Here is a 21,187-nt window from a genome sequence, read left to right on the forward strand (position 1 = left end):
CCCTAAGGTTATGTTGTCCTTAGGTTCTTCGGTATTATGAGCCCCTCGGACTCCCTTCCCACAGACGGTTCATTTCATCTTTTGGACTTATAGAGCGTCTCTTTACGGGTTTCTAAAAAAAAAATTCCTCCCGTGTGGGGGAGGGTCTCCCCAGTTCACTGCGTCTTCTTTCCTTCCATGCCGATCCCCATACGCCGGAGGATTCTTCACTGCCGTTCCAAGTTCTCTGCAGCTTCCGTGGTCTTCACCCGTATAGGCGAGGCTCGACTTCCTCTCTCCCCCCTTGCGGGGCCTTTGTGACGACGCGGCAGGATTCACTTCATGTTACGGCCTAGCAGGTTGCTCGCCCTGTCTCTGACCGGACTTTTGTCGATGCGCTTCTACGCACAGATTTCGCCGTACGCAGGCATCCCAGCTACACGGGGGCTTGGCCCCTCCCGTGACCGGACTTTCACCGGCTAGAAGATACGTGCTTTCTGGGCACGCCCTAATACAATAAAAAAGCACTGCCCTCCACCTTTCGGGGAATTGCAGTGCTTTGCAGTGCTTTAATGATTCAGCAGACTTATTATTTGGATACCGGAACAGCATCATAGTACTCTTCCAGCGTAATGCCCCGCTCCGCGATGGAGGCAGCAATATCTTTTCCTACATAGCGGACATGCCAAGGCTCATACATATACCCGGTGATCGCCTGTTTGCCCTCAGGGTAGCGGATAATGAAGCCATACTCAGCCGCGTGAGCTGCCAGCCAGTTGGCTTCCTCTGTTCCGGCAAAGCAGGTTTCTGCCGCGCATTTGCCATCCGTCCCGGACAGGTCGATCGCCAGCCCTGTCTGATGCTCGCTGTGTCCAGGCACGGCGCTATAGGTACGGGCTTTCTCTTCACCGTCTCTTTTGACATAGTTATTAAACAGCCGGGTCTGAGTAGCCTCGGAACGGTAGCCGGAAACCCCGGCCAGATGTACGCCGTCTTTCAGTGCACCTGCGAACATTTTCTCCAGTGCATCAGCAGCAGTCTTCCGCAGCATCCGTTTCTCAATCTTATCCGAGAAAATAAACGGCACGTCAGGATAGACCAGATCAGCCGGCTTATAGCCATCCGGCAGCTTGTACTGCTTATTGATCATAGCAGCCACACTATCTGGTTCGGCAGCGGTAAGCTCTGCTGCCGGATCGGCTGAACCGGAGCTGTCCGGATCAGAGGGCTTATCCGCTGGCGTTGGCGAAGGCTTCACGGCCGCCTCATTGCCGGAATTATCCGGCTCGGCAGAAGCCCCATCTCCAGTGGCCGTGTCTGATCCCTCTGGAGCGCCGCTGGCCACGGCTGAAGGCTCCGGTGCGGAGCCTGGCTGTCCCTGAAGCTCACCACCCGCGCTTGCGGAGGCTCCCTCCTCCTGTGAAGCCGAAGGCGACGGCGAGTTATATTTGCCTATCCCCCAGCCTACAGCAACTACAATAATGAGTAAAATGACGATTTTAGCAGTCTTAGACATATCCTGTGTTTCCTCCCAGAAAGTTAATGAATGCTCCAGACAAGCAGCCGATAAATGCACAGACGGAAATTTGGCTCCGGCTTCGTTTACCCGCTTAGAACCCGAAACACCCGCACCCTATTCGCTATAGGCAATACTCTATGACATCTGAAGTTCAAGTTATATTATAGACAAGCTTTGCGTCCAAAATGTTTCAAAACTTTAAAGATACACAAAGGCAAAAAAAATGTTACCACAGCATGCCAGCCTGAGCGGCTGGCCGTCCTATGGTAACAAGTTTCATAAAATGAAATCCAGCGCCTCTATCTGGAGGAGCCTCGGCCCCCGCGCGTGCCCCCGGAGCCGTTGCCCCGGCCGCCGCGCGATGAAGCTTTGCCTCCGCTGCTGCGCCCTCCCGGGCCGTAGCCGCCTTTGCCGCCTTTGGAGCCGCTGCGTGCGCCGCCCCCCTTGGCAGGCGCTGACGAACTCCAGCCCCCGGCGTCATTGCTGCGGGCTACATTCGCTCTATGTTTCGGGCTGGCCTGTGCGCCGCCCGGATTATATCCGCTGCCGGAGCCCGCTCCTTTGGAGGCTCCGTAGCTGAAGCCTCCGGCTTCCGCGCCACGGGAAACGTTGGCGCTGTAGCCGCTGCCCGGGCCGCCTTTGGAACCGGCGGCCCCTTTGCCGCCGCGCTGGCCGGCGGCGCTTTCTCCGGCTGCATAGCCTGCAGCCGGGCTGCTGCTGCGGGCGTCGTAGCTGCCGTAGCCGCCGCCCGTTCTTGGCTTCGCCGCGCTTTTGCCGGCGTGCCCGCCGCCTCTTGGCGCAGCGTCGCCCCAGCCGCTGCGCTTGCCGCCAGCCGCTGCGCTGCGGCTGCGCCCTTCTGCAGGCGCGCCCCAGCCGCCTGCTTCCTTGCCGCGGCCGCGTCCGCCCGCACCCGGCCGCGCCCCGGCTTCGGCGCGCGGAGCTCCGCCGCTGCGCCCCTGGGCGCGCCCGCCGCGTCCATTGCGGGCGCCTTCCGGCACGGCGTTCTGGCGTCCGCCCTGCACGGAGATGAATTCGCCTACGCCGAATTCATCCTTCTCGTACCGGCGGCGGTCCAGCCGCTGGGAGATGCCGTGCTCGATCAGCTCGAGCCCGGCGCGTTCGCGCGGCGAAGCGAACGTGATCGCCAGTCCCTTGCCGCCTGCGCGGCCGGTCCGGCCGATCCGGTGAATGTAGCTGTCCGCATCCAGCGGCAGATCATAGTTGAAGACATGCGTGATGCCCTCGACGTCCAGACCGCGGGCAGCCACATCCGTGGCCACCAGCAGCTGCAGCTTCGCCTCGCGGAACCGTTTCATCACCGCTTCGCGTTTGCTCTGCGACAAGTCGCCGTGCAGCTCGTCGCAATCATAGCCGGCGGCCTGGAGTGCTTCATTCAGCTTGGACACACGGCGTTTCGTCCGGCAGAAGATCATCGCCAGGTAAGGACGGTCCCGCTCGATCAGCGCGATCAAAGCTTCTTCCTTGTTGCGGTCCGAGCATTCCACCACCTGCTGGCGGATATTCTCCAGCGGAATAGGGGAACCGCTTTTAATAACGATATCCAGCGGCTCTTTCATGTATTTGCTGGCCAGCCGCTTGATCGGGTCCGGCATGGTCGCGGAGAACAGCATCGTCTGGCGGCGGTAAGGCACAGCCGTAATAATGGTTTCCACATCCTCCAGGAAGCCCATATGCAGCATTTGGTCCGCTTCATCCAGCACCAGCATCTTGACCCCGCCGAGATCCAGCGTTCCCCGGCGTATATGATCCAGCAGCCTGCCCGGCGTCCCGATAATCAGATGCCGGCCGCCTTCCAGCTTGCGCAGCTGCTTTTCCACATCCTGGCCGCCATATACGGCCAGAATTTTCACTCCGGTATGGCGCGCCAGCTTGCGGGCCTCCTCGGTAATCTGCAAAGCCAGCTCGCGGGTCGGTGCCATGATAAGCGCCTGCGGATATGCCTGCTCCACACGGATCTTGTCCATAATCGGCAGCAGGAAGGCCAGTGTTTTGCCTGTTCCCGTCTTGGCCCTTGCGATAACGTCCAATCCCTGCACCAGCGGAGGAATAGCTTCTTCCTGCACTGGTGTAGGCTTAGCAATCCCCTGACCCTGAAGCAGGCCGTTCAATAATTCCGATACTCCCAGTTCCTTAAAACCCGGCAAAGTCTCCACCTCACATTTTTCTGTAATTTGTTCAATTCATATCACTATAGTTATCCAGTTCCTGGAGTAATGTAGGCAGGATGCCGTTGCCGCATATTCAAAACAAAAGCGGAAGAACCCCGTCTCCGGAGCCCTTCCGTCTCACTAGCCGCCCTTCAGCCCTGCAGATGCGCGGTCCAAAGTTCGGTTTCAGGGGCAGCAGCGATCCACCGGACATTCAGACGGCACTCCATTTGCGTTCCATTACACTCTATATCCAAGCTTCTTATTTAGGATTAAGAAGTTAACCTTTACATTGTACTTGATCCCGTGCCGTTTGTGTGCAACTCCCCAAGAATATTTATTACGGCTAAAACCGTCCTGATTTAAAAATGGAGTACAGCAGCCATAAAATCATCAGAAGAGCGATCACAGAGCCGATTTCGACAATCGGGAAGTCCCAGAGCATGGAAGGCTCTCCCCGCAGCGAAGAGGCAATGATCAGCCCGGCCATAATAATGCTGAAGGCCAGCAGCACAATGCTGAACGAGAGGCGGTTACCCACCCGGCTAACCTTGTGTTCAATTCCCTTCAGCTCAGGCAGTACGACCTCCACCTTCAGCTTGCCTTTGCCAACGAGCGCAGACAGCTGCCGCGCCTGTGCCGGAAGCTCTACCAGACTTTCGGCGAGATCAGCAACGCCGCCGAGAATTTTGCGCTGCAGGCGGCTGCCGCTGAAGCGCTGCCTTACCAGCCGCCTGCCGAAGGGTTCGGCCATCTGCACAATGCTGAAAGACGGGTCAAGGTTGCCGACTACCCCCTCCAGCGTCAGCATGGTTTTGCCGAGCATCGCCAGGTCCGGGGGAATGACCAGCCTGTGCTTGCGGGCGATGCCAAACAGATCATTCAGCGCTTTGCCGATGCTGACCTGCTTGAAGGGGATATCATAGTATGCCTCGCGAAGCCTGTCCATATCATCATGCAGCGCCATCCGGTCAGCTTCCTCGGGAATGACGCCCAGCCGTAAAATAGCCCGCACCATGGAATCGGTATTCTTGCGCATTAGAGCGATGACAAGCGCAGACAGGCTATCCTTCATTTCTTCGCTCAGCCGGCCAACCATGCCGAAATCAATTAACGCCAGTTTCCCGTCATCCAGCAGCATAACATTGCCGGGATGAGGATCAGCATGAAAAAAACCATGAATAAAAATCTGGTTCAGCATCATCTCCACCAGCTGCTGGGCTAGCGTCTTCAGCTTCACGCCCTTCAGGAGCAGCTCCTCGCGGTGGTTCAATGTGATGCCTTCGACATATTCCATAGTCAGCACACGGGTGGAGCTGTAATCCCAAAAAATTGCCGGGATATAGACCTGATCGTGCTCCGTAAGCTGCCCGGCGATCCGTTCCGCATTGCGCCCCTCCTGGCCGTAATCCAGCTCCGCCAGCAGCGCTCGGGAGAATTCCTCTACCATCCGGGTCAGCCCGTATTGCTTCGCCCAGTCCAGCTTCCTCTCGGCCAGGGCGCTTAGATCCTGTAAAATTTCCAGATCCCGGGTCATGGTCCGCATCACACCGGGACGCTGGATTTTGACCGCCACACTCTGCCCGCCATGCAGTACAGCCCGGTGGACTTGACCAATGGAGGCTGCGGCAAGCGGGGCATTCTCAAAATAGCTGAACATTTCATCAATCGGCTGGTCAAGCTCCTGCTCCAAAATATTGCGCGCCGTTTCCGCCGAGAACGGAGGGACGCTGTCCTGAAGCTTCACCAGTTCCTGAATTATAGAATCGGGCAGCAGATCGGAACGGGTACTGGCCAATTGGCCCAGCTTCACAAAGGTTGGCCCCAAATCCTCAAGCACCCGGCGGATCCGCTCCCCCAGCGTCAGACTCTCGTGAACCTCCTGGGTAATCATCCGGCGCGGAAGGGACAACAGATGGTAGAGGCCAAGTTCCTCCACCATATAGCCGAAGCCATGACGCATCAGCGCCATGGCAATAGTCCGGTACCGCCCGGCATGTCTTATACGTACAGCCATTTAGTCCGTACGCTGTTCCGGCAGGGCTTCCTCCGTCGAAGGAGTTCCCTCCAGCTCCGCCACACGGCGCTCCAGGACAGCAATCCGCGCTTCCAGCTCGGCAACATCACTCTGAACAGGGATTTTAAGCTCCTTCAGCACGCGCTCCACCTGTTCATGAACTGCAGATTTGAACACTCCGCGTTCTTCCTCGCCACGCTCCACCAGCCGGTCAACGAGTGCCTTGGATTCCGAGGGGGCAAGCTCGCCCCGCTTCACCAGCTCTTCAACTACCTTTTCTACCTTTTCCTTGCTGACAATGGTGAGGCCGACTCCTAAAGAGATTGCTTTCTTGAACAAATCACTCATGGCACTTTCCTCCCAATGATTCCGGTTATGGATAGAGTATACCCTTTTGCGGGCCATTTCACAAAATTTAAGCCTGTGCAAAGCAGCCGCACTATATAGATTATCTAGGGATTCGCGCCGCCCAGGTAGCCGCCCGCAGGATCAGCTGGCGAATCGCCGGATGTGTGAAGGAAGGTTCATGATGGCCTGGCATCAGAAATACCACCCGTCCCAGCCCATAGCTGTGACACCAGGCGGCCGGACGCATTTCCCCCTCTGCTTCATACTCCAGTAAAATGGTCTTCTCTGTAAAAGGATCGAAGTCGAACGTGTACGGCTCCTCATCCAGCTGGAAATCTTCGATGCCCTCGGTAATGTCATGCTCCAGGACCTTGAAGTTCAGCGGAGTATACGGCGGATGTCCGGTAAATCTGCCGCCGATCAGATGGGCCAGCTCATAGCGTTTGGCCAGCGAGATTCCGGTATGCAGCACGATCAGTCCGCCGCCGCCGCTCACATAGCTCAGCAGACCCGCAGTCTGCTGGGGGGACACCGTCTCATTCCATAGCTCATTGTATGCGATGCACAGATCATATCCTGACAAGTGCTCGCTGAGCAGCAGCTTTTTATTCTCCGAACACTGCACAATCAGCAGATCATTCAGGATTTCGCTGATTTGTTTGTCCACGCCCTGCAGCGGATGAAAACGGGGGTGGGTATAGTCACCCAAAAGCAGACATTTTCTTTTGTCCATAGGGGACCTCCTCCTTCTTTCTATATCTATATTTGTCTTTTTAGTTGCCTATATTCTAAGTAAAATGGCTGAGGTTGTCCATGGCCGGCAATAAATGTCCGTGCCTATGAAACTTCGGCCTGGCAGACCGTCAGCGGCGGGACGCGATATATTTCCCAAGCTCCACGAACATGCTGCCCATCCGTTCATGCTCGGGCATCACGATCCGCGTTATTCCTTCCTCCTTCAGGGATTCCGAGGTGATCCGTCCTACAGAAACCGCCAGCACCTTGTGCTCAAAGGCCTCCACCAGTTCCTTCAGCTTGCCCTGCTCCCTGGCATACTGAGCCAGAAAACGGAATTGCGGAGCGCTCGTGAAGGCTACCGCATCGACTCTGCCTTCTGCAATCTCTTCATACAGCCGGGCCAGCGCCCCGGGCTCCGGCGGCGTATGGCGGTACGGCTCCACTTGAAGGACAGACGCCCCTGCCTCCTTCAGCCAGGCCGCCAGCTCAGGAGCAGGATCGCCATGGAGCTGCAGAACAACCGATTTGCCGCGCAGATCCCAGTCTTCCAGCCCCCGAAGCAGCCCGGCTGTGCTCCCGTCATCATCGCGGACTTCAGGCCGGAGTCCCCGCTTCTTCAGCGCATTAACCGTCTTGTAGCCGCGTGCGGCAATTGGCGAAGCCGAGAGAACCTCCAGAAAACGCGCCTCCAGTTCCATCTCCGCCGCCATTTCAAACAGCGCCTCCAGCCCCATCCCTGTCGTCAGTATAGCCAGATCGGGCGGATGGGCTATCCAGGCAGCAATTCCTTCCCGCAGCGCCTGGTTATCCAGAAACACCGTCCCCTGGGCAGGCCGGTGCAGTGCCGTTCCTCCCATGTTCTGCACCAGCTTAGCCATTTCTTCCGCCTTGCGCGGACCGGCCAGGGCGACGGTAATGCCTTGCAATTGCTCTGCCATATCCTTTTTCTCCCCCTCATCAGCCCACAAACTTATTGTTTATCAGTATACTTGCATTGAGCCGAAAAAGAAAAGATGAAAAGCAATTCCCACTTATTTCTCCGACAGCTTGAAACGTCCCACAAGCTCCTGCAGTTCCTCGGCAAGATGGCTCAGATCCGCTGAGGAGGATGCAATCTCCTCTACCGAAGCCAGCTGCTCCCGGGCAGCTGCCGATATCGTCTCCGTATTGCCGGCAGCCTCTTGGGAGATCGCTTGAATCTCATGGATCGCAGCCTCCATGCTGACAGCTTCAGCCGTCAGTGTGCCAACGGCTTCCACCATGGCTTCAATCTTCTCGGCCGCCCCCTTAACCGCTCTGCGGATGCGGGAGAAGGAGCGCCCGGTGGTATCCACCGCCATTATGCCTTCCGACACCTTGCTGCGGGCATCCTCCATCGTCGCCGTTGCCTGCTGCATCTCTGTGTTAATGGAAGCAATCTGATCCGCGATCCTGTGCGCGGAGCCCTCTGATTCCTCAGCCAGCTTGCGGACTTCAGCAGCAACAACCGCGAAGCCCCTGCCCTGCTCACCGGCTCTGGCCGCCTCAATCGAAGCATTGAGCGCCAGCAGGTTGGTCTGCCGGGCAATTCCCGTAATTACACCGGCAATTCCGTGAATCTGGCCTGTGCGGTCATTCAGCTTGCCGATTACACTGCTTAGTTCCTCCACTGTTTCGTGAATGCCGTTAATTTTGTCCACCACGCGGATCACCGAATCATTGCCCTCGGCAGCGGACAGCGAGGTCTTCTCCATCATTGCCGACACCTGCTCCATGAATCCGGAGATATGCTCAACTTCGCCTGCGGTTGCCGCCGTGCTCTCCGTCCCTCTCTGCACACTGTGCACCTGCCGCTTTGTGCCTGCCGCTACCTCCTGAATGGCTATCGTTACATGCTCAATAGCCTTTGTGGTCTGTTCTGCCCCGGCAGTGAGCTCTTCCGCAGAAGCGGACACATTGCCGGTCATCTCCTTCACACCTGTAATCATGCCGCGCAGATTGGCAACCATTGAACGGAAATTGTCGGCAAGAAATCCGATTTCATCTCTCCGGAAGCGGCCGATATCCTCTGACAGGTCGCCGCTGGCAATGACCTCTGTAGCTTTGCGCAGACGGGTGAGGGGTTTAAGGATCGAAGCCACGTTGAAATACACCAGCACAAGCGCAAGCAGCACGGAGACGGCGATGACAATCAGAGCCGTATCACGGATTCCTTGTGTGGCCGCTGTCACCTCACTTTTGCTGATTGTGCCCCCGATTCTCCAGCCGGTGAGCCCGTTCATCAGATACGTCAGCTTTTGGCGAGAGTTGTTGTAGGTATAATCAAACGAACCGTGTTCTCCGTTAAACATTTGCTTAATGAAATCAAGCGATGATTCTTGGCCAATGGGTTCAATAGGATGTACAAGAAATTTTTTGCTGCTGTCAGCCAAAAAAATATATCCTTCCTTCCCGACCTTTATGTTAATCAGATTGGCCATTTCCTCCAGGTTGAGGTTCAGAGCGACCACTCCGCCCCCATCTTCAAGGACTGCGGAAACCGCAACGGCTGTTTCGCCATTAACGGTCTGGAAGGCCGGCGAGATCACAGCCCCCTTCCCGTGCTTCAGTGCACTGACATAAGCGTTCTCCTTCCGCGGGTCATAGCCTTCCGGAAGTTTCGATTCCGAGGCATGTACCATCTCTGCCCGGCTGGTTGCCACATAAATATCCAGAACATCCGGATGAAGCGCAGCATATTCCTTCAATCTGGCCTGTACCGCAGCACCGCCGCCTTCCGCTTGTCCATGAACAGCCGAGGAGGAGAACTGCTGGGCAAAATACTGAATATCATTGATTTTGGATTGCATATTCACGTTAATGATTTCGTTTACCGCAGCGACGCTTTCAGCGGCATTATTCAGAAGCTGGCCTTCCACTTTGCTGCTGGCCGATTCGTAAGTTTGCCAGCCTATGATGATGCTTGGCACCAGGAGGACAACCAGATATGTAAGAATCAGCTTCATACGGATGGTTATATTCGCTTTAGGTTTCATCCTCTTTACTCACTCTCGCTTTCTTATGAGTCTTAAGTACGACTTGTGTGCTGTCTAATATATAATTATATATCAGTCCTGAAAAACCTCTTTTGCCCGGAAACTCTTCAGTATTCTCATACTTCTTTGGAGAATTTTCATATAACTGCAGCAAAAAGACCGTTTAATGAAAACGGTCTTTTCTTATATCTGTATATAGTTTTTCGGGACTATATAGCTGAACTGGAAATCCGGCAGTCTTCAGTTATGGATCAGTTGGTTTTGGACCGGACTGCCAACGTTCAGAGCTGCTTGGCCCCTTTGCTTCTGCAATTCGGGCACACGCCTCCAAACACAACATGCGCATGGGTAATCAAATAGCCTGTCTCTTCGCTCACCTGGTCAGTCCACTCCTGCGGCACCTGGGTCATTACCTCATCCACGGCCCCGCACACCTCGCACAGGATATGCTGATGTTCATCAAGACGGGCGTCATAGCGGCTGGCGGCTTCCCCCAGTTTGAGCTCACGGATCATTTGTTTGTCCGAAAGATAACGCAAAGAATTATATACGGTTCCATAAGCAAGGTTGTGCCCTTGTTCTACCAGCCGGTTCATTACCTCTGCTGCCGTGGGGTGGTCATGTGAACTCCGGACAATGTCATACACAGCTTGACGCTGGGAGGTCAGATTCAGGGTCTTCATCTTTATCATCCTCTGATTTGTTTTTAGATCAAGTATAAATCCAGATGGCCACAGCGTCAATGAGGAAGGCCCGGCTCATAATCCGCCTTAACGGCAACTGCCCCTTATTGTGACATGGTTGTTTCTATTTCATGCACTACTGGCGTCTGACGGGTTTCTTTTGGCGGGAGTGTGGTAATAATTGAAATGAGTCTTTACAGTGATGGAGGAGATAAATATGAAGGAGAACAGGATGAACCGCCCCCAGTTCCCGCAGAGCCTTCCGCAATTCCCGCAATCGTTATGGAGAGCCAGTACTGAAGTCCCGTCCTTTCCGGCACTTGCGGAAGACCATTCTACTGATGTCGCGATTGTTGGCGGCGGGATTACCGGGATTACGACAGCCTATCTGCTGACCCAGGCGGGGTACAAAGTAACACTGCTGGAAGCAGGTGAACTTTTTGCCGGCACTACCGGATTTACTACCGCCAAAATCACCGTACAGCATGGCCTGATCTACCACGATTTGGTCAAGGACTTCGGAGAAGAAGCAGCACGGCTCTACTATCAGTCAAACAACGAGGCGTTGAAGTGGATGGTACAGACGGCAGAAGAACTGAAGTTATCCTGTGGCCTCACACGCGAAGCGGCTTATCTCTACGCAGATGAGGGGGATGAGCAGACGCTGAAGCAGCTTGAAGATGAGTTCAAGGCCTATGGCAAAATCGGGCTTCCGGGGGAGTGGCAAGACCATATCTCGCTTCCGCTGCGGATTGACGGTGCCATTAAGCTGCCGGAACAAGCCCGTTTCCATCCGCTCCAGTACCTTAAGGGACTGCTGGATGTTATTTTGGATAAAGGCGGGATAATCTACGAGCACACCATGATTGGAGAACAAGTCGACAAGGACAGTGGCGTGCTCACCCTGTATACAGAGCAAAGCAAACATAAAATCAGCTGCCGGCATGCGGTATCGGCTTCCCACTATCCTTTTTATGACGGCGGTGCCTTATACTTCACCCGTCTGCATGCGGAGCGTTCCTACTGTCTGGCCATTGACCCGGAAACCGATTATGAGGGCGGAATGTATTTAAGTGCGGGAAACCCCACCCGTTCGCTGCGGGCCGTGGAATGGAACGGCAAGAAGCTGGTCATTGTTGGAGGGGACAACCATAAGACGGGGCAAGGCATCTGCACCCATGGCCATTATGAAAATCTGGAGAAATTCGCCGGGGGACTGCTGGGCATTCGGGGCATCCCCTTCCGGTGGTCGACCCAGGACCTCATTACTCTGGACCGTGTTCCTTACATTGCCAAAACAGCAGAGGATGAGGAAATTTATATCGCCACCGGCTTTCGCAAATGGGGCATGACGAACGGAACCCTGGCAGCACGCATAATAGCGGATGGCATCCTGCGGCGCAGCAATCCTTATACGGAGCTATATGACCCTTCACGCTTCAAAACCGTGCCTGCGATTAAAACCTTCATTGCCCAAAATGCCAACGTTGCAAAAGAACTGGTTGCAGGCAAGCTGGAGATTGTGCATAAAAGGACGCATGAACTGGAGCCGGATCAAGGGGCGGTGGTCTTCCACGACGGCAAGCGCGTTGGAGCCTACCGCGATCCCGAAGGAAAGCTGCATCTGGTGGACAGAACCTGCACCCATATGGGCTGCGAAACCGAGTGGAACGATGGGGAACGCTCCTGGGACTGCCCTTGCCACGGCTCACGCTTCTCTTTTGATGGAGATGTACTGGAGGGTCCGGCAAGTGTTCCGCTGACCAGGCTGGAAGTTAAAGAATAAGACAGGAAGCTGAACTCTCCTTCCCTTCGCGTGCTTCTCTTTTCCCGCTCAGGTATAATGGGAGCTGAATAGCAGCCTCATTACTAAGCATTTGTAAAAAAGGAGCGTGACGTTAGGTTATGGATCTGAGAGGAAGAAGTATTGTCATCACCGGTGCCGGCAAAGGGATCGGCAAAGCTCTGGCTATGGCGCTGGCCAAGGAAGGTGCAAATCTGGGGCTGATCTCCAGAACAGCGGCTGATCTGGAGGCGCTCAAGTCGGCGCTGACCGAAGTGTACGATATCAAGGCAAGCATCGCGGTGGCGGATATCGCTGTCCGCGAGGACGCTGAACGGGCTGTCGTTTCCCTGCAGAAAGACCTCGGCGCGTTTGACGCGTTGATTAACAATGCCGGGATCGCCAAATTCGGCACTTTTCTGGAAATGGACCCTGCGGATTGGGAACACCATATGCAGATCAATCTGTTCGGGACCTACTATGTCACCCGTGCAGCTTTGCCTGCAATGATTGAGCGCAGCAGCGGCAATATCATCAATATTTCTTCTACAGCCGGAGAACGGGGCTTCGCCACCGGCTCTGCTTACTGCGCTTCCAAGTTCGCGCTGATGGGCATGACCGAGGCGCTGGCGCAGGAAGTCCGCAAGCACAACATCCGTGTGGTCGCTCTGACACCGAGCACCGTCAACACCGGCCTTGCGGAGAATGCCGGCCTGAAGATCGGCGATGAGGACCGGATGATGCAGCCTGAGGATGTGGCTGAGCTGGCCCTGGCCGCGCTGAAGCTTCCCGACCGCGTCTTCCTGAAGACTGCAGGTATCTGGACAACCAATCCGCAATAAGCGGTTAAGGCTGCCGCCCCGCTGCGGCGGCCTTACAGAACGGGTAGGATACTCTAGCATGAAGGAGGTCTTTGGAATGCTTGTAGTTACCAATACCCTCAAAATCAAGGAAGGCCATGCTGAGGCCATAGCCCAGCGCTTCGGAGCATCGAACGGGGTACAGGATATGCCCGGCTTCGTCCGTATGGAAGTATGGCACGGCAGCCCCAAAGACGGTGCAGAGGAACTGAAAATTTGCACCGTATGGGAGAATGAGGAAGCATTTAAGGGCTGGACTTCCAGCGACGCCTTCCGTCAGTCACATCGCGGCGCAGGCGGGAATGAAGCGATTCTTGGCGCCACGCTGGACAAGTATGAACTGCTTGTCAGCCGTACGCCAGGGGAGTAGGCTATCAGGCGGAGGTTGTGACCTTTCCCCTTTTGTTACTTTTTCAAGTTCGCTTTATATAGGCAAAAGCAACCTAGCTTCCCGCGCAAACAACGGCAGGAATGCCGACGTTTGTGGCCTGCGGCTTCAGCTCGCTGCTTACTCGTTTGCAACGAATTCAAAGGTACTTTTACCTTTCATTTCGCCAGATAGCCCGCTTGCGACGAATTCAAAGGTACTTTTACCTTTCATTTCGCCAGATAGCCCGCTTATTGCGGCATTACTGCCGTTGATTGCTCTACTAACCTAAACAGGGATGCCCTGCTGACCTATACGGCACAGCGGGGCATCCCTGTTGTTATATTACTGAGCAGCCGCATAATAAGGAAGCGGGGGCGTCGTGAAGCTCCCTGTTCAATACTCCTCATGTTCTCGCCCGGCCCGTCCGCACCTCATTATGGTATTGGCCCTCTCCCCAATTAATCCTCGCTCACTAACAGCGCTCGCTCCTGCTCCCGATGTTTGCCCGGCCAAAAGGACCAGCGGCCCAAGAGTACGGTAATTGCCGGCACCAGGAAAGGGCGGACTACGAAGGTGTCCAGCAGCACCCCAATGGCGGTGATAATGCCGAACTGCACCAGCACTTGAATCGGCAGGCTGGCCAGCACCGCGAAGGTTCCGGCCAGTATGAGCCCGGCGGAGGTGATGACCGAGCCGGTCTCATTTACACCTTCAGCAATGGCCTGCTTCAGCGGCATAACTTTGCGTTTTTTCCAGATGTTCGAGATCATGAAGATGTTGTAGTCCTCTCCCAGTGCAACCAGGAATACGAAGGAATACAGCGGAATGGCACCCTGAATGGCGTCTGCTCCCATAAGATAATGAATAATAATCCAGCCTAGCCCCAGCGCTGAGAAAAACGACAGGATTACGGTCGCCACCAGATAAACCGTCGCCACTACAGAGCGCAGATAGATCAGCAGCAGCACGGTAATCATCCCGATAACAACCGGAATAATCAGATCCGTATCTCTCTCCCCGAGCTCTTTGGTATCATACTGGGCCGCAGTCTGCCCGCTGATCCACACACTATCCTTGACGTTGTCCAGGCCCGATTCAGCCAGCGCCTGTTCTACGGTTGCCTGAAGCGCTGGTATGTGATTCATGGCCTCCAGAGAATATGGATTACTTTTGAATTCTACATCATACCCGAGGATATTATGGCTGACCGCACCCTGCTGGGGATCGGACACCGTATCAATATAAGAAATCCCGCTGAGAACTACCTTGATATCCTCCCCGTTCACCTTACCCTGTGTATCAATCATCAGCTTGGCCGGAGCCAGCCCGCCGGGAGAGAATTGGGTGCCGATAAGGTCAAAGCCCTCGCGCGACTCCATGTCCTCCGGAAAGGACGAGAGAATATCATAAGTAAATTTGATCCCGCCGGAAAAGGAGGCGAGCACACCGAGAAGAACCACCGTAATGCCTACAATCGCCCAAGGGCGGGCTACCACGAAATCACCGATTCCTTTTTTGCGTTCAGGTTTAGGCTGCGGTGCCGGTTTGCCCTTCGCTTTGGCCCGATCGGCTTCCATCTGCGGAGTACGCGGAATGAACGGAAAAAAGGAGGTGCGGCCAAAAATCGCCAGCAGCGCAGGCACCAGCGTCAAGCTGGCGATCCCCATAATCAGAATCGAGACGCTGAACGGAACGGCGAACCGGTGGTACGCACCGTATTTGGCCAGCAGCAGCGCAAACAGCGCCAATACAACTGTAAATCCGCTCATGGCAATAGCGCCGGAAGAATGTGTGATTGCAAGCAATAATGCGTGCCCCTTATGCTTCTCCACCTTCAGCATCTGACGGAACCGGGAAATCAGGAACAGGCAATAGTCCGTACCCGCACCGAACAGCAGCACGGTCATAATGGAAATGGCCTGGGAGTCTACGGTGATCCAGCCTTCCTGGGCCATTTTTCCGAGCACAGGGCTGGTAACACCATAGGCAAAACCTACCGCTACGAGTGGAATCAAAGCCAGAATCGGCGAGCGGTAGATCAGCAGCAGGAACACAAGCACCAGCACAACTGTTGCGATCAGCAGGGAGACATCCGCATTCTGGAACAGTCCGGTGGCATCAACGGAGATCCCTACCGGCCCGGATACCCGAAGGCTCAGATCATTACTCTCTGTCTTCGCTGCAGAAGGGTCGCCGCCTGTCTCCGTTTTTATTACTTTTTTCATTTCCGTTAATGCTTCGCCGAGCTGGCTGCTGGCCGCTGTCTTCTCAAAAAGCACCGGAGTAACCAGTGTGCTCCCATCCTCCGACAACGAAGCCTGAAGCGCCTGCGGCGGCAGCTTCCCGAGCGGCGGAACGTAGTTCTGATGTGCCAATGGCTGCTGCTCAAGCTTGCTGTACACAGCGATGATATGTGCCAGATCCTCCCCGGACATTCCGCCTTCCCTATGCCATACGAGCAAGGCAGGGACGCCGCTGCCAGCCGGAAACTCCCTTTCAGCAACGGCTGAAGCCCGCACCGACTGCGAATCTTCAGGGAGGTTGGATGCATTGTTCAGCTCCTGCGAGTTCACCGAAGGCCATAACATGGTGAGCGCTCCCACAACCGCTATCCAGACGATTAGGGTGACCCACTTGGTTTTGCTGCCTGCCACCCAATTTCCGTAGCCTGACATTCCGTTCATCCTCTCTTCGTACCCTTCAGCCCAAAATGAACCGTGGGTCATTTTCATATTCTTATCATATATACCCTAAAAATTTTAATCAAACCTTTTTTTTCAAAAGATCGCGATATCCATAGGTTTATATGCCAATTATCTTAGGGTTAGTGCAGAATCTTATGCAATACACCATAACGTTTGCAATACACCATAACGTTGAAATTTGTTTGGCTGGGGCACGTTTAATATGCGAAGAAGCCGGTAAGTAGTTGCTAGTTGGAATTAGGATATTTAGACCGGCTCTGCCCCCCAGAACTCGGCCTTCGGCGCTCCAACAGCGGTATTTCTGCTGTTATTTCTAGGCTAACCGGCCTTCGACGCTCCAACAACGGTATTTCTGCCGTTATTTCCGGGCAAGCTGGCCTTCGACGCCCCAATAACGGTATTTCTGCCGTTGTTTCCGAGCAAGCTGGCCTTCGGCGCCCCAACAACGGTATTTCTGCTGTTGCTCGTTACAAATTCGTCCAAAGTATCTATCCTACAACTTTAAGCATATTTTTATCCACATGTGGAAGTAATCATAGTTTCCTATGCTATTAAATTAGGGTTAAGCTTAGCTTCCCCCAAAACATATAATTGTAGAAACGGCTTCCTTTTACAAGAGCCTATGCTTCCAAAGCAGCGATACAGAGTACCGCTTTCAGGTACCCGTTTCAGCGAGAAATAGAAGGATAATTTATAGCGCCATATAAATTCTTATATTTTGAAAAAAGCCCCCCTGCCCACAGCATGTACGTACCGCTGTGAACAGGGGGACTATTTAAGCGGCGGTATGCCGCATAGGATTAACTATCCATTGGGATTCATTGTATTCTTTAGCCTACATCCGGCAGCCCCTCATCGGAGAACTGGCTGTTGTACAGATCCGCATAGAATCCGTCAGCTTTCAGCAGTTCCTCGTGGGTGCCTTTTTCAATGACGCTGCCCTTGTTCATCACGAGAATCAAATCGGCGTCCCGGATGGTGGATAGACGGTGGGCGATAACAAAGCTTGTTCTGCCATTCATCAGCGTGTTCATCGCCTTCTGGATTTGCACTTCAGTCCGCGTATCGACGCTGCTTGTCGCTTCATCCAGAATCAGAATGGTAGGATCGGCCAGAATTGCCCGGGCAATAGTAAGCAGCTGCTTCTGCCCCTGCGAAATGTTGGAGGCTTCCTCGTTCAGAATCGTGTCATAGCCAAGCGGCAGTGTGCGGATAAAGTGATCGGCATGAGCAGCTTTGGCAGCCCGCACCACATCGGCTTCTGTAGCGCCCTCGCGGCCATAGGCGATATTGTCACGGATGGTTCCGTTGAACAGCCAGGTATCCTGAAGCACCATGCCGAATTTGCTGCGCAGCTCGCTGCGCTTCATATCGGTAATATTGACACCGTCGATGATAATCTCCCCGCCGCTGATTTCATAGAAGCGCATCAGCAGGTTGATCAGCGTCGTTTTGCCGGCACCGGTCGGCCCTACAATAGCAATGGTCTGTCCGGGGCTGACCTCAATGTTCATGTCTTCAATCAGAATAGCGTCTTCCTTGTAGCCGAATTTCACATGACGGAATTCAACCGAACCTTCTTCTGCATCCACTGGGCGTTTGGCCAGGGACGTACTGACTTCAGGAACTTCTTCTTCTTCATCCAAAAGCTCAAATACACGTTCTGCCGAAGCAATCGTCGATTGAATGATGTTGGCAATATTGGCCGTTTGCGTAATCGGCATGGTGAACTGGCGCGAATATTGGATAAAAGCCTGAATGTCCCCGACATCAATAATTTTTTTGGTGACGAAAATACCGCCAACCACACAGACCAGCACATAACCCAGGTTCCCGATGAACATCATCAGCGGCATAATAATACCGGAAATGAACTGCGCCCGCCAGCCGGAATCGTAAAGCGAGTCATTGATTTTATCAAACTCGCCCAGCGAGTGCTTTTCGCGGCCAAAAGCTTTGACAATGCGGTGACCGGTGTACATTTCTTCAACATGCCCGTTCAACTGTCCCAAAGATTTCTGCTGCCCGATGAAATAAGTCTGGGAACGTTTGGTGATCCCCATAATGACCACAAAGCTCAGCGGCAGTGTAATAATCGTGATCAGAGTAAGCCAAGGGCTAATGGTCAGCATCATGATAATCACACCGATAATGGTCACGATAGAAGTTATGAGCTGTGTCAAACTCTGCTGCAGCGTAGTGCTGATATTGTCCACATCATTGGTGGCCCGGCTGAGGATTTCCCCGTGGGTCCGGGAGTCAAAATATTTCAGCGGCAGCCGCTCCAGCTTGCTGTTGATCTGCTCACGCATATCAAAAACAACCTTCTGCGCCACACCGGACATTACATACTGCTGCACATAACTGAACAATGAGCTGAGCAGGTACAGAGCGCCCAGAATAATTAAAATATCATTAATATAGCCAAAATCAATCGCAGCGCCAGGCACACCCTTCATTATGCCAAAAGCGCCCTCGAACAACTTGGTAGTTGCTTTACCCATAATCTTAGGGCTGAAGATACTGAATACGGTACTGGCAATTGCCATAATAAAAACAATAATGAGCTGCATCTGGCGCGGCCGCAGATAGCGGATCAGACGGCGCAGCGTGCCTTTAAAATCCTTGGCCTTCTCAGGGGGCAGGCCCATGCCCGGACCACCGGGTCCGCCCGGTCCGCGGCCGCCTCCAAATCCGCCTGGGCGGCGGGGAGCCGATTTACCTGCATTATTCTGTTCACTCATGCTATTTCCTCCTCTGACAGCTGCGAGGATACGATCTCGCGGTACACTTCACTGTTGTCCATCAACTCGCGGTGGGTGCCCATTCCGGCAATCTGTCCTTCATCAAGCACAATAATCCGGTCGGCATCCATAACGGTACTGACCCGCTGGGCTACAATGATTACAGTAGATTCCGTAGTTTCACCCTTAAGTGCAGCCCGCAGCTTGGCGTCGGTCTTGAAGTCCAGGGCAGAGAAGCTGTCGTCGAACAAATAGACCTCCGGTTTTCTTACCAGCGCACGGGCAATCGAAAGACGCTGCTTCTGTCCGCCGGAGACGTTGCCTCCGCCCTGGGAGATTTCTGAATTGAAGCCGTCTTTCATGGCGGTGACGAAATCGTAAGCCTGGGCAATCTTGGCCGCATGGATGACTTCTTCCTCCGTGGCCTCTTCTTTGCCGTAGCGGATATTCTCATTGATTGTACCCGTGAACAGCACGGCTTTTTGCGGAATATAGCCAATCTTGCTCCGCAGCTCTTCCTGTGTCATCTCCCGCACATCAACTCCATCTACACGCACTGCACCTTCGCTGACATCATAGAATCGCGGAATCATGCTGAGCAGAGTGGATTTGCCTGAACCTGTACCGCCGATAATCGCTGTGATCTCACCGGGCTTGGCACTGAAGCTGATTCCTGCCAATGCAGGCTGTTCCGCACCGGGATAGGAGAAGGACACGTTATCGAATTCGACGAACCCGTGCATATTGCCGCGGCCGTCCTTACGGGTCGCTGCGGCTGTAGTCTGGAGCTGTCCGGCGGTTGGATCTGTAATTTCAGGCTGCATGTCCAGCACCTCATTAATCCGCAGCGCGGAGGCGGAGGCCCGGGGAATCAATACGAACATCATGGATACCATGATCAGGGAGAACATAATCTGCATCGCATATTGAATAAAAGCCATCAGCGAGCCGACCTGCAGATCCCCGTCGCCGATCCGGATACCGCCGTAATACAGAATGGCAATCATAGAAAAGTTCATAACAATCATCATCAGCGGCATCAGACCGGCCATAATCTTGTTGACCTTGATGGCAGTATCCGTGAGATCTTTGTTGGCTTCGGTAAACCGTTCATTCTCATGGCTGATCCGGTTGAAGGAACGGATGACGCGAATACCTGTCAGATGCTCGCGCAGCACGCGGTTCAATTTGTCCAGCTTGACCTGAATCGCCTTGAACAGCGGGAGGCCCTTCATCCCGATGAAGAGAATCGCGCCCACTAGCAGCGGAATCACCACAACAAAGATCAAGGAAAGCTTTGCATCCTCCGATATAGCCATAATAATACCGCCGATCATCATCATCGGCGCACCGATCATCATGCGCAGCATCATAGTAAGCACGGTTTGTACCTGTGTAATATCATTGGTGGTACGTGTAATCAGCGATGCTGTTCCCAGCTTGTCGAATTCATGCAGGGTGAAATTCTCTACATGATTGAACATCCGGGACCGGGTATTCTTGCCGAAGCCGGCGGCAACTTTGGCCGACAGGTAACTGGCTATAATTGAACATAAGGCTCCTCCAGCAGCAACCAGCAGCATGAATCCGCCAATTTTCCAAATATAACTGCGGTCACCCTGAACAATCCCTTTATCGACAATGTCACTCATCAGGGTAGGAAGATACAGGTCGCCCATGGACTGCAGAAATACGAGGATCAGTACGGCTGCAATAGCCAGCTTAAAGGGCTTCAATTGTTTCATTAGTTTAATCACGATTCTCATCTCCGTTCATTTGTAACCGGTCCAAATTAGGCGGCGGATTATCTTCTACAAATCTGTGCACCTTCAGCAGCAGTTCTGCCAGCTGGTCGCTCTCGGCTTCGCCCAGATACCCCACCAATTTGTTAAGCGATGCATTCATATGTTCTTTTGCCCTGCGGGTAATAATCCCCCCCTGCTCCGTCAGCCTGATACGCACGACCCTCCGGTCGTTTGCATCCGGGAGTCTCTCCACCATTTGCTTGGCTTCAAGACTGTTAATAAGCTGGGTAACGGTTGGAGGCGTGAGTCCCATGAACCGGCTGATTTCGGAAACCTTCAGCCCTTCCTCCCCCTCACGTGACCGTTTTGCGATGGTTATTAATAAAGTCATCTCACTAGGCCTATGGCCCTCCACCGTATGCTGCCAGTGTGTTTTACGCAACTGCCGGAGTGCGGCAAAAAGCTTGTGTGCGACTGGATTTTCATGATTTATCCCAATGCTTCCACCTCGATT

Annotated in this window: 16 protein-coding genes; 3 read left to right on the forward strand and 13 right to left on the reverse strand. The window is 54.1% G+C overall.

What is annotated here, in order from left to right; genetic code table 11:
• Window positions 1-568: 568 nt before the first annotated feature.
• From PRIO_RS31450 to PRIO_RS31485, 8 genes are all read right to left on the reverse strand, one after another.
• Complete coding sequence (locus tag PRIO_RS31450) at window positions 569-1,495, reverse strand: M15 family metallopeptidase (protein ID WP_020426543.1); 927 nt, start codon at window positions 1,493-1,495, stop codon at window positions 569-571.
• Window positions 1,496-1,797: 302 nt separating this feature from the next.
• Window positions 1,798-3,663 (reverse strand): DEAD/DEAH box helicase, encoded by a 1,866-nt coding sequence (locus PRIO_RS35245; protein WP_046506024.1) that lies wholly within the window; start codon window positions 3,661-3,663, stop codon window positions 1,798-1,800.
• A 349-nt stretch (window positions 3,664-4,012) separates the two neighbouring features.
• Window positions 4,013-5,683 (reverse strand): ABC1 kinase family protein, encoded by a 1,671-nt coding sequence (locus tag PRIO_RS31460; RefSeq protein WP_020433168.1) that lies wholly within the window; start codon window positions 5,681-5,683, stop codon window positions 4,013-4,015.
• On the reverse strand, window positions 5,684-6,031 hold the full coding sequence (locus PRIO_RS31465) for a phasin family protein (RefSeq protein WP_020433169.1): 348 nt from the start codon (window positions 6,029-6,031) through the stop codon (window positions 5,684-5,686). It lies immediately after the preceding gene.
• A gap of 100 nt (window positions 6,032-6,131) precedes the next feature.
• A complete protein-coding gene (locus PRIO_RS31470; protein WP_020433170.1) occupies window positions 6,132-6,764 on the reverse strand; it encodes a ThuA domain-containing protein in 633 nt (210 codons plus the stop codon).
• A gap of 130 nt (window positions 6,765-6,894) precedes the next feature.
• Entirely contained in the window at window positions 6,895-7,707 is an 813-nt protein-coding gene (locus tag PRIO_RS31475; RefSeq protein WP_020433171.1) for a uroporphyrinogen-III synthase, read from the reverse strand.
• A 93-nt stretch (window positions 7,708-7,800) separates the two neighbouring features.
• Window positions 7,801-9,753, reverse strand: a complete 1,953-nt coding sequence (locus tag PRIO_RS31480; RefSeq protein ID WP_231869783.1) for a methyl-accepting chemotaxis protein — start codon at window positions 9,751-9,753, stop codon at window positions 7,801-7,803.
• A 311-nt stretch (window positions 9,754-10,064) separates the two neighbouring features.
• On the reverse strand, window positions 10,065-10,466 hold the full coding sequence (locus PRIO_RS31485) for a Fur family transcriptional regulator (protein ID WP_020433173.1): 402 nt from the start codon (window positions 10,464-10,466) through the stop codon (window positions 10,065-10,067).
• A gap of 217 nt (window positions 10,467-10,683) precedes the next feature.
• Here PRIO_RS31485 and PRIO_RS31490 point away from each other — a divergent pair, with 217 nt between their 5' ends.
• The 3 genes from PRIO_RS31490 (at window position 10,684) to PRIO_RS31500 (ending at window position 13,479) form a co-directional block, all read left to right on the forward strand.
• Window positions 10,684-12,252: an FAD-dependent oxidoreductase gene (locus tag PRIO_RS31490; protein WP_020433174.1), complete on the forward strand. Its 1,569-nt coding sequence runs from the start codon at window positions 10,684-10,686 to the stop codon at window positions 12,250-12,252.
• Between the two features lie 119 nt (window positions 12,253-12,371).
• The gene (locus PRIO_RS31495) at window positions 12,372-13,091 is read left to right on the forward strand and encodes a 3-ketoacyl-ACP reductase (protein ID WP_020433175.1); all 720 of its coding nucleotides are present in this window, start codon (window positions 12,372-12,374) and stop codon (window positions 13,089-13,091) included.
• A 76-nt stretch (window positions 13,092-13,167) separates the two neighbouring features.
• Complete coding sequence (locus tag PRIO_RS31500; RefSeq protein WP_020433176.1) at window positions 13,168-13,479, forward strand: antibiotic biosynthesis monooxygenase; 312 nt, start codon at window positions 13,168-13,170, stop codon at window positions 13,477-13,479.
• 458 nt (window positions 13,480-13,937) lie between these two features.
• Here the strand turns inward: PRIO_RS31500 and PRIO_RS31505 are convergent, their stop codons facing one another.
• From PRIO_RS31505 to PRIO_RS31520, 5 genes are all read right to left on the reverse strand, one after another.
• Window positions 13,938-16,163 (reverse strand): MMPL family transporter, encoded by a 2,226-nt coding sequence (locus PRIO_RS31505; protein ID WP_046506029.1) that lies wholly within the window; start codon window positions 16,161-16,163, stop codon window positions 13,938-13,940.
• Window positions 16,164-16,502: 339 nt separating this feature from the next.
• Window positions 16,503-16,667, reverse strand: coding sequence for a hypothetical protein (locus tag PRIO_RS36335; protein WP_167345688.1), 165 nt, complete (start codon window positions 16,665-16,667; stop codon window positions 16,503-16,505).
• A gap of 347 nt (window positions 16,668-17,014) precedes the next feature.
• Window positions 17,015-18,928 (reverse strand): ABC transporter ATP-binding protein, encoded by a 1,914-nt coding sequence (locus PRIO_RS31510; RefSeq protein ID WP_020425698.1) that lies wholly within the window; start codon window positions 18,926-18,928, stop codon window positions 17,015-17,017.
• The gene (locus PRIO_RS31515; protein ID WP_020425697.1) at window positions 18,925-20,685 is read right to left on the reverse strand and encodes an ABC transporter ATP-binding protein; all 1,761 of its coding nucleotides are present in this window, start codon (window positions 20,683-20,685) and stop codon (window positions 18,925-18,927) included. The genes PRIO_RS31510 and PRIO_RS31515 overlap by 4 nt, the downstream gene beginning before the upstream one ends.
• Window positions 20,678-21,064 carry a MarR family winged helix-turn-helix transcriptional regulator gene (locus PRIO_RS31520; protein WP_020425696.1) on the reverse strand — a complete coding sequence of 129 codons (387 nt, stop codon included), beginning with the start codon at window positions 21,062-21,064 and terminating at the stop codon, window positions 20,678-20,680. Before PRIO_RS31520 ends, PRIO_RS31515 begins: the two co-directional genes overlap by 8 nt.
• Between the last annotated feature and the right edge of the window lie 123 nt (window positions 21,065-21,187).

The sequence above is a fragment of the Paenibacillus riograndensis SBR5 genome (assembly GCF_000981585.1).
Lineage (GTDB): Bacteria > Bacillota > Bacilli > Paenibacillales > Paenibacillaceae > Paenibacillus_AQ > Paenibacillus_AQ riograndensis.